A 9304-nucleotide genomic window follows, 5' to 3' on the forward strand; every position below is an offset into this window, starting at 1 on the left:
AATCGCCAAGACCGGTCACAATTTGAAGTTCGACATCCTCCACCTCTGCAGCCACGGCATGAAGGTAAAGGGAATCGCTGATGATACCATGGTCATGTCCTACCTGCTCTACCCCAATCGCCGCTCGCACAAGCTCAAGGAACTCAGCGCCGAGTTTCTCAGCTTTCACCAGACCACCTGGGATGAGCTTGTGGGCAAAGGCCGCTCGCAGAATCCCATCGCAGAGATTCCCGTCGAGCGAGTGGCGGCTTACTGCGTGGCCGACTCGCACCTGTCTCTGCGTTTGGCCGAAAAACTGGGGCGGGAACTGCAATCGATGCACCTGGATAAACTCTACCGCGACCTGGAAATCCCGCTGATCGAGGCGTTGACGGAGATGGAATACCGGGGCGTTTTTGTCGACCGCGACTTTCTGTATCAAGCCGCTGAAAAGATGAAAAAGCGCATCGATGCGCTGGCCGAAGAGATTTTCGATTTGGCGAAAGTGCGCATCAACCTGAACTCACCCCAGCAACTGGGCGAGTTGCTCTTTGAAAAGATGAACCTGCCGGTGGTCAAGCGCACGCGCAAGACCCGCTCCTACTCAACCGACAATGACGTGTTGACCGAATTGCGCGGCTATCCCATCGTGGATCGGATCCTGGAGTACCGCACCCTGCAGAAACTTTATTCCACCTACCTGCGGGGATTGCTGGATCACCTGGACAGCCAAGACCGCGTTCACTCCTCGTTCAACCAGACCGTAACCGCAACCGGCCGCCTCTCCTCTTCCGCGCCCAACCTGCAGAACATCCCCGTAAGCGAAATGGGCGGCGTCAACGTGCGCCGCGCTTTCAGCGGCGACCGGGGAACCCGCCTGATGTCGGCGGATTATTCCCAGGTTGAACTACGGGTTATGGCCCATTTTTCCGTGGATCCGGAACTGATCAGGGCATTCCGCTCCGGCATCGACATTCACGCCCACACCGCCGAGCGGGTGTTTTCCAAGCGCTTGGACCTGGATCCCGGAGAACGCCGGCGGCGCGCCAAGATTATCAATTTTTCCATCCTTTACGGCAGCGGCGCCTACAGCCTGTCAAAAGAACTGGGAGTGGGATTTTCCGAAGCCAAGCGCTTTATCGACGAGTACTTTAATACCTTCGCCGGAGTGCGGCGTTTCATTGAAGACGCACTGGAGAAGTCCCGCGAAGAGCTCCGGGTGTTCACCCTGATGGGACGCATGCGCCCCATCCCCGAAATCACCAGCGTCAACCGCAATGTGCGCGAGAACGGCCAACGCATGGCCATCAACACCATTATCCAGGGCAGCGCCGCCGACATCATCAAGCAGGCCATGGTGCGACTGCAACCCCGCCTAAAAGAGTTTTCCGCCCACATGGTGATGCAGGTTCACGACGAACTGGTGTTCGAATTCGTCCCTGAAACGGAACTGCCCCTGGCCGAACTGGTCAAGCAGGAGATGAGAAACGCGGCAAACCTGCGGGTCCCGCTGGAAGTCTCCGTCAAGACCGGCCCCAATTGGGGCGACTTGACTCCGCTATCGCAATGAGTTCTTGACTCCGGGGCGCGGATCAGCTATAAGGGAAGATGCCCTTTTGGTCCGGCCCGGCATCATGAAATCGTTTCGCAGCCGCTGTTTTGCCCTCTTCAACCGCTTCAGACAGACCGACCAGATCTTCCTGGTGGTAATCCCCATCTTTATCGGCCTGGCCGGGGGACTGGGTGCGGCCGGGCTTCGCTTTCTCATCCACCTGTTTGAAGAGTGGTTCTGGGGTCCCTGGGGCGACTCCCTGGCCTGGGGACGCACCATCCTGGTGCCCACGGCCGGCGCGTTCATCGTGGGATTGATCGTTTATTACTTCTCCCGCGAAGCCAAAGGCCACGGCGTCCCCGAAGTCATGGAGGCCATCAGCCTGAAAAGCGGTGTCATCCGCCCCCGGGTGGTATTCAGCAAAGCGGTGGCATCCGCCGTCACCATCGCATCCGGCGGCTCCGTGGGCCGGGAAGGACCGATCGTCCAGATCGGTTCGGCAATCGGTTCCTCTTTCGGGCAGTTGTTCCGCTGTTCACGCAAACGCATGCAGACATTGGTCGGATGCGGCGCCGCCGCGGGCATCGCCGCCGCATTCAACGCGCCCATCGCCGGGGCCATGTTTTCGGTTGAAATTCTGCTGGGGGATTTCGCCGTGGCCCAGTTCACGCCCATCGTGATCTCATCGGTTTCAGCCACCGTGGTCTCGCGCGCCTTTTTCGGCAATACCCCGGCGTTCCAGGTGCCGAAATACGAACTGATTCATCCCCTGGAACTGATTCCCTATGCCATCCTGGGCCTGCTGTGCGGCCTGGTGGCCCTGTTGTTTATCAAGGTGCTTTATGCCCTGGAAGACCGCTTCGACCAGTTAAAGCGTCCCGATTACATCAAGACCGCCATGGGTGGTGTGATAATCGGCATTTACGGCATCTCGTTCCCCCAGGTCTTCGGCGTGGGCTACGAGGCCATGGACCAGGCCCTGCTGGGGCACATGCCGATTGTGCTCTTGCTGACCCTGGTTTTTGTCAAGATACTGATCACTTCGGTCACCCTGGGTTCGGGAAGTTCCGGCGGTATCTTCGCCCCATCCCTGTTTATGGGTGCCATGACGGGGGGATTCTTCGGCCATATTCTGCATCGACTGCTGCCCACAGTCACCGCCGGCTCGGGCGCCTACGCGCTGGTGGCCATGAGCGCCGTGGTCGGGGCCACCACCCACGCGCCCATCACGGCGATCCTGATCATTTTCGAGATGACCAATGACTACAAGATCATCCTGCCCCTGATGATTGCCACTACCATCAGCAGCCTGATGTCCACCCGGCTGCACCGGGGATCGATCTACACCCTGAAACTGATGCGCCGGGGCATCCACCTGGAGAAAGGTCGTGAAATCAACGTGCTGCGCTCCCTGCAAGTGGCCGACGTCATGCGGCCGGACATCGAGATCTCTCCGCCCGACTCCTCGCTCACAGAAATCGTGCAACGTTTCATCGGTTCCGGACATTCCCACATCTACCTGACCGACGGCGACGGCCGCATCAACGAGCAGATATCGCAGGAAGAGCTGAGCGCCATCGCCCCCGATTTCGAGCATTTGCGGGACCTGGTGGTGGCCGCGGATATCGCATCCCCCCAAGCGGTGTTTCTCTATCCCGATGACAACCTGGACACGGTAATGCGCGCCTTCGGCCGCCACAACGTCAGCGAAATCCCGGTGGTGGACAGAAAGAATCCGGCCCAAGTCCGGGGAACGGTCTGGCGTATTGATGTGATCTCCGCCTACAACAAAGAGATCCTGCGGCGTGACCTGGCCGGCGAGATATCCTCGTTCATGGGCGATTTCACCCGTCTGAACATGGTCGAGATGCATGACGGGTTGTTCCTGCTCGAGATTGCAACGCCGCGCGAGTTCGTCGGCCGCCGCATCCGCGACCTCGACATCCGCAACCGCTGCCAGGTGGAAGTGGTGATGATCAAGCGCACCCTCCCCGGAAAAGAGATCCGCCTGATTAATCCCTCCGCCAACACGGTGTTGCGTGAAGACGACAGCGTATTGATCCTGGGCGACCGCCATCACGTGGAAGCCTTTTCGAGGTTATGAGGATCAGCAAAGTTGGAGAGTTGGAAAGTTGGAAAGAATAGGCGCTCGTTTATTCCTTCTGCCTTATTCCTTATTCAGATTTTGTCAAGTCACCTAATACTTGACACCTTTATTTCCTGCCTCCTGCCACCTGTCACCTCAAGCTGATAATCCCCGCCGCCACCACACGTTTTTCTTGGTAAAACACCGCCAACTGACCGGGGGTCAGCGCCATGACCGGGGCATAAAAACGGGCCTCGATCGCGGCGGCATCAGCCCGGGTGATCACGGCACGGAAAGGAGGGGAAGCGTAGCGGATGCGTACAGACATTTTTTCGCCAACTTCTAACTTGCGCCAGTAATTGGGAGTTGTCGCCAAGATTTGCTCCTTTTCAAGTTCCTTTTCTTCACCCAGGATCACCGCATTGCGTATCATATCTTTTGCCACCACGTAGAGCGGTTTCCCGGCTGCGTACCCCAAGCCCCGGCGTTGCCCGATAGTGACCGCGGCCACGCCCAGATGGGAAGCGATCTCTTCACCACGGGTGTCCTTGATGGGGCCGGGCTGAAATGCATCGGGAATCATTGCGCGCAGGTAGGTTTCCAGGGGTTGTTTGCCCAGGAAACAGACATCCTGGCTGGATTTTTCTCCCGCCAGGGGCAGGTACCGGGTCAGGCCATGCACCTGATCCAGGGTAGTGTCATGCAGGGGAAAGCAGACACGCTGCATGCGTTCCGGCTCCACCATGGCGAGAAAATAGATCTGGGATTTCTTTTTTTCCCGCGGCTCGGCAAGCAGAAGACGCGCCCCTTCCCGCTCCAGGCGGGCGTAATGGCCGGTGGCGAATATATCGGCTCCGTTCTCTAGGGCAGTGTCCATGAGCAATTCAAACTTGACGCGTGCATTGCATGCGACGCAGGGATTGGGGGTGATGCCCGCGGCATAGGCCTCCAGGAATGGGTTGATCACCCGGCGCGCGAATTCATCACGGGCATCCACCACCCGGTGCGAAACCCCGATCTTTTCAGCCAGTCGCGCCGACGCGGTCAGGCGCTCGTCTTCTCCGGGAGCGCCCAGGCGCAATGTGATTGTTTCCACGACATGACCCTGCTTTTTGAGCAGGATCGAGGCCGCGGTTGAATCCCGCCCGCCTGAGAATCCCACGGCCACGCGCATGGCTGTCACGCTTGCGCCGCGCCGTGACCGTTGATGATGCGGTCCGCCAGTACCAGCAGGTTGCGGGCTCCTTCCGCGTACGTGGTCGCAGTGTAAATCGCCTGACGGTAACGCCGGCTCATGTGCCGACCGCTGACCAGGAACCGGGTCAGCGCTTTCAACCGAGCCAATCGCATGGGCTCGGGATAGTGCGTTTCAATCAACTCCAGCAGGCGGGGAATCACCCTCGCCTCCAGGCCGTCACAACCGTTGCCGCCGGCCAGGCGATGAAAAATAAGGGGATCCATGACGGCACCCCGGCCGATCATGACGCCGTCAACCTGTTCGAGGCGCATGCGCGCGTCCGACTCGGTCATGACATCGCCGTTTCCCACCAGGGGCACACGGGCGATGAGTCGCAGGGAGTCGGCGTGGCTCCAGTCGGCGGGAACCCGGTAACGATGGCATTGTAAGCGGAAATGCACGATAACGGCGTCCGCGCCTCCACCTTGAACCGCTTCCAGGAAATCTACCGCGTTGACCCGGTCGAACCCCAGCCGCATCTTCACGGTAAGCGGAAGATCAGGCGCGGCGCGGCGCATCGCGGAAACGATTTTTGCCGCCTTGACCGGGTCCTTCATCAATGCGGCGCCCGCGCCTTTGCGGATCACCTTGCCGGCCGGACAGCCCATGTTGATGTCAATGCCGTCGAAATCGGTTTCTTGCGCCACCATGGCGGCGGCTTCCGCCATGGATTGGAAAGACTCGCCGAACAACTGCATGAAAACCGGCGTGGTTTCACCAGGACCACGGATCATCCCCATGGTCCTCTGGTTTCGCCGCAACAGCCCCTCGGCGGAAATCATCTCCGTAATCAAGAGGCCCACGCCGCCCAGTTCCGCGACCAGACCGCGGAAAGCCACGTCGGTCAAGGACGCCATGGGAGCCATGATATAGGGGCTGGAAAGAGAGAGGGAACCGATGCGTAATGTCACCCGGCCATTATACCATTCCGCTTTTCCGGCTCAAAATCCGTAGCGATCACAACCAACCCCGGGCCCGGGCCAGGTCGCGGGCTTTCAGGGCGGATTTTTCCTTGTCTTTCACTTCCAGCATGAGGTCGAAGTCCAGGCCTTGCGTTTGATCAAGGAAAGCATTGAAGTCGTGCGCGTCCAGATGTTCAACGTGGCGTCCAGGCCGGCCTCCGGGATATTGCGATGAGTAATCCACCATGAGCGGTCCGGTCGCGTTGCTCCAGGTGCCGGCGGCCGCTTCCATGACCTGCCCCAGCGACTCCCCGTGGTTGAGCAGGCGGTGGTGCAGGTTGTCGCAGATCACCGGGATTTGCGTACGCTCATGAATCCAGAGACAATCACGCATCGAGAACCGCCTGTCATCGTTTTCCACCGCCAGGCGTTGCCGCAGGGTCTGAGATAGGCCCGCAAACACCTCGACAAAACGGGATAAGGCGCCTTCCCTGTCCCCGTACAATCCGCCCACATGAATCTGGATTCGCGCCTGCCGGTCCAGTCCCATTGCGTCCAGAAACGCGGCGTGGTATGCCAACTCGCGGATCGATGCCTCCACGATGACGCTTTTTTCCGCGTTGATCAACACGAACTGGTCCGGATGCATGGAAATCCGCATACCGCTCTGCTTGATTATTTCTCCCAATTCAACCAATTCCGCGGCGAATTCGAACGCCCAATCCACGTCACAGACCGAGTGGGAGGCGAAAGGCACCGTGTCGGAACTGATTCGGAAAAACAGCAGCCCTTCGCGGCGATTGAATTCCAGGATGCGCCTCAAACACGCCAGGTTCTCGCTGACCTTTTCCCGAAAACGTTGCGGAGTATAGCCGGCCAGGCGGAAAGTGCGGCCGGCGGAACAGCCGATGCCGCGGTTGATACAGGGATAGCCGATGCGCATCAGGCTTCGGTTGCCTGGTCCAGTGGTTGGAAAAGCGGGCGGCGCTCAAGGTGAAGTGTGCGCCTGCGACCGTCCCGTTCTACTTCCATTTCCACTTCGCGGACCTCCGGATCTTCCAGGCGGTTGAGCATATCCGGAAAGTCGGCAAAGTTCACCGGATTGCCCCAGATTGAGAGCACTTTGTCCTCGGGCTCGAGGCCGGCAACATCAGCCGGACTTCCCTGCCAGATACCGCGAAGGCGGGCATGGCCAGACTCTTCGTCCCAGTATACAAAAAAACCGAAAGTGGAAGCACTGGAGTCAGGAACTTTGTCGACCAAGGGCTGGAACAGGATTTCCCGGGCGGGATAACACAAGGTGATGCGGTAGCGCGAGAGAAAATCCCGGCCCAACAGGGGTACGGACAACGCGGCCGGCAGTTCCGCCCAGAAAACAGGCACCGTCTCCGTAGGCAGCGGTCCTACCCGCACATCATGCTGGCGGGTCAGGCGGTTTTCGCGGCTGTGGGTCATGGGCCACTTGAGCAGCACACCGCGGGCGCGGACCACCTTGCCTTGCGGCCGGACATCTTTCCACATACTCAGGGGCAGGACCAGGCCCATTGGCTGTCCCGTATCGATCATGGCCTGTATTTCCGGCAGATCCCCGATTTTCAGCGGCACCATGGGAGCGTTGTTAATGGGATGGCTGGAAAACTTCTGGCGCAGCCCCGGGAGTGCCGGGTCCAATTCGCGCGCATTAGAGAAATCAATGTGCCGGGCCGGGTAGTCAAAGGTCACGGTAAAGCGTTCCAGCAAATCCGATCCGATCATGCCGGAAAGGTGGATGCCATGCTTTTTCCAAGGAGAGAAGTCGAAACCCATCAGGCCGAATACATTCCCCACCACCATATCGCCCATCTTGAGTTTGCTGATTTTGACCCCGAAACCCTTGGTTTTCAAGTTTAGTTTTTTGGCCGTTTCGGGATCCACGAAAGTCCGCCCGGCCGTGTCCACTACGAAATTCAGCCGCGTGTCATTGTCATCCAGTCGGCATTCCACCACTATGATGTGCCCCACCAGTCGGAACGGTACAGTCCCGGCGTTCACAACCAGGGTCATTGCCATCATCCAGATCAAGGCAAAGATCCGGGTTCTTTTCATCCCCTTTCCTCCTCTCCGTCAGCGCCATTATCAACGATTTCCGCGTGAGGCACAACCCCGTGAACCGGGCACTGGGGACGGTGCTTGTAAGTATGTAAACACGAATCCCCCCCTTCCTGCCCCCTGTATCCAACTCTTTGACTGCTTTTTTCTATATTTTAACTTTCAGGCGGGTCTGTCTGTCATTGGCTTGCGCGGACGGGTTACCAAGGCGACACCGCCCAGGATGCCCGCCAGTGCAAGAAGTTGCAGACCTCCGACCGTTTCGCCGTCGATCACAGCCCATATCAGGGCGACCACGGGAATCAGATACGTAACAAAAGATGCCAGCAGTGCGCCGGCCAATTGGACCAGCCGGCTGAAAAGAGCGATGGCCGCCGCCGATCCCACCAGGGAAAGAATGGTCACCGCCGTCAAAGAAGGCAAGGTAGCCGCGGAAACATCCGGGATCCCTTCCAGCATCAGGATCGCGAACGCGGGAATCCCCATTGACACAAAGGCCATGGCGGAGATATCCATGGGTGAGATGGATGACAGGCGGGTCTGTAGGATATTTCCAGCAACTGCGTAAAGCAGCGTGGCCAGGACCACCAGCAGGCCAAACAGGTCCGCGGAGCGAAAAGCGAAACCGCGGCCGCCGACCAGAAGAATGGCACCGGTCAATCCCAGCAGCACTCCGGCGATGTCGCGTCCGGCAACCCGGATGGCAAAAAACATCGCACCCGTGATCAGTGTAAACAGGGGAACCAGGCTGTTGAGAATGCCGGCCGTACTGCTGTCTATGCGCGTCTGGGCAAAGGCGTAGAGAAACGGAGGAATTCCGACCTCGCAAAGCGAGAATACAATCACCGGAAGAATTCCTCTCCAGGGAATATGGCGCCGGCGGATTATCAACCAGGGCAGGAATGCCAGTGCCGAGATCAGCACACGTAAAGAACCGGTCTGCAGGGGAGTCAAGGCGACCAGCGACTTCTTGATCAGGATAAAAGAAGAACCCCAGATCAGTGATAAGGTCAATAAGAGCAAAAGCGGGGCCAGATTCCGTGTGTGCAGGTTGCACCTCCGTGAAAGTCTGAATCATACATGACAAGGTTGAAAAGTTGAAGAGATAAAGAGGGAAGAAGTTAATTTGACACAAGCAGGTGTATGAAAATCACTGACACCCGTGACCTTCTTGCACTCGTCCCTGCTCTCACTTTTCAACTCTTCAACTTTCGGTTCTCTTCCATTTTGTGTGGGTTTGCACGTCACTCTGGTTTAAAAAGGGAAAGGCTTTTGAAGAGTACCCTTTCGGGCATAAATACCCAGAGGGCACAGGTCACCGCTCACCACTTCGGTGTTCTTCGGCGGACTAAAATGACCCCGGTGGTTATTTGGGATGTAATCCGGGGCATCATTTTACCTTCGGCCGTCCTGCCTCAGCCCATGGGGCCCCGGAACCTGCCGTTTGCGTTCGCTTATGC

Annotated in this window: 7 protein-coding genes; 2 read left to right on the forward strand and 5 right to left on the reverse strand. The window is 58.3% G+C overall.

The window, feature by feature from the left end; genetic code table 11:
- The coding region (locus tag ENN40_00430; GenBank protein ID HDP93810.1) for a DNA polymerase I at window positions 1-1549 on the forward strand (1549 nt) is incomplete at its 5' end.
- Between the two features lie 64 nt (window positions 1550-1613).
- Window positions 1614-3635, forward strand: a complete 2022-nt coding sequence (locus ENN40_00435) for a CBS domain-containing protein (protein HDP93811.1) — start codon at window positions 1614-1616, stop codon at window positions 3633-3635.
- A gap of 133 nt (window positions 3636-3768) precedes the next feature.
- Here ENN40_00435 and mnmA read toward each other — a convergent pair whose 3' ends face one another.
- The 5 genes from mnmA to ENN40_00460 form a co-directional block, all read right to left on the reverse strand.
- On the reverse strand, window positions 3769-4800 hold the full coding sequence (gene mnmA, locus ENN40_00440) for a tRNA 2-thiouridine(34) synthase MnmA (GenBank protein HDP93812.1): 1032 nt from the start codon (window positions 4798-4800) through the stop codon (window positions 3769-3771).
- Window positions 4797-5765 (reverse strand): tRNA-dihydrouridine synthase, encoded by a 969-nt coding sequence (locus ENN40_00445; protein HDP93813.1) that lies wholly within the window; start codon window positions 5763-5765, stop codon window positions 4797-4799. Before ENN40_00445 ends, mnmA begins: the two co-directional genes overlap by 4 nt.
- Before the next feature lie 46 nt (window positions 5766-5811).
- Window positions 5812-6699 (reverse strand): UV DNA damage repair endonuclease UvsE, encoded by an 888-nt coding sequence (uvsE, locus tag ENN40_00450; protein ID HDP93814.1) that lies wholly within the window; start codon window positions 6697-6699, stop codon window positions 5812-5814.
- Window positions 6699-7841: a hypothetical protein gene (locus ENN40_00455; GenBank protein HDP93815.1), complete on the reverse strand. Its 1143-nt coding sequence runs from the start codon at window positions 7839-7841 to the stop codon at window positions 6699-6701. The genes uvsE and ENN40_00455 overlap by 1 nt, the downstream gene beginning before the upstream one ends.
- A gap of 165 nt (window positions 7842-8006) precedes the next feature.
- Window positions 8007-8858, reverse strand: coding sequence for an EamA/RhaT family transporter (locus ENN40_00460; GenBank protein HDP93816.1), 852 nt, complete (start codon window positions 8856-8858; stop codon window positions 8007-8009).
- Between the last annotated feature and the right edge of the window lie 446 nt (window positions 8859-9304).

This window comes from Candidatus Aminicenantes bacterium (assembly GCA_011049425.1).
GTDB lineage: Bacteria > Acidobacteriota > Aminicenantia > UBA2199 > UBA2199 > UBA876.

Excerpts from the sequence above, each read along its gene's own strand:
- ENN40_00435 (HDP93811.1), top strand. The coding sequence starts at position 1,614 with ATGAAATCGTTTCGCAGCCGCTGTTTTGCCCTCTTCAACCGCTTCAGA.
- uvsE (HDP93814.1), bottom strand. The coding sequence starts at position 6,699 with ATGCGCATCGGCTATCCCTGTATCAACCGCGGCATCGGCTGTTCCGCC.
- ENN40_00455 (HDP93815.1), bottom strand. The coding sequence starts at position 7,841 with ATGAAAAGAACCCGGATCTTTGCCTTGATCTGGATGATGGCAATGACC.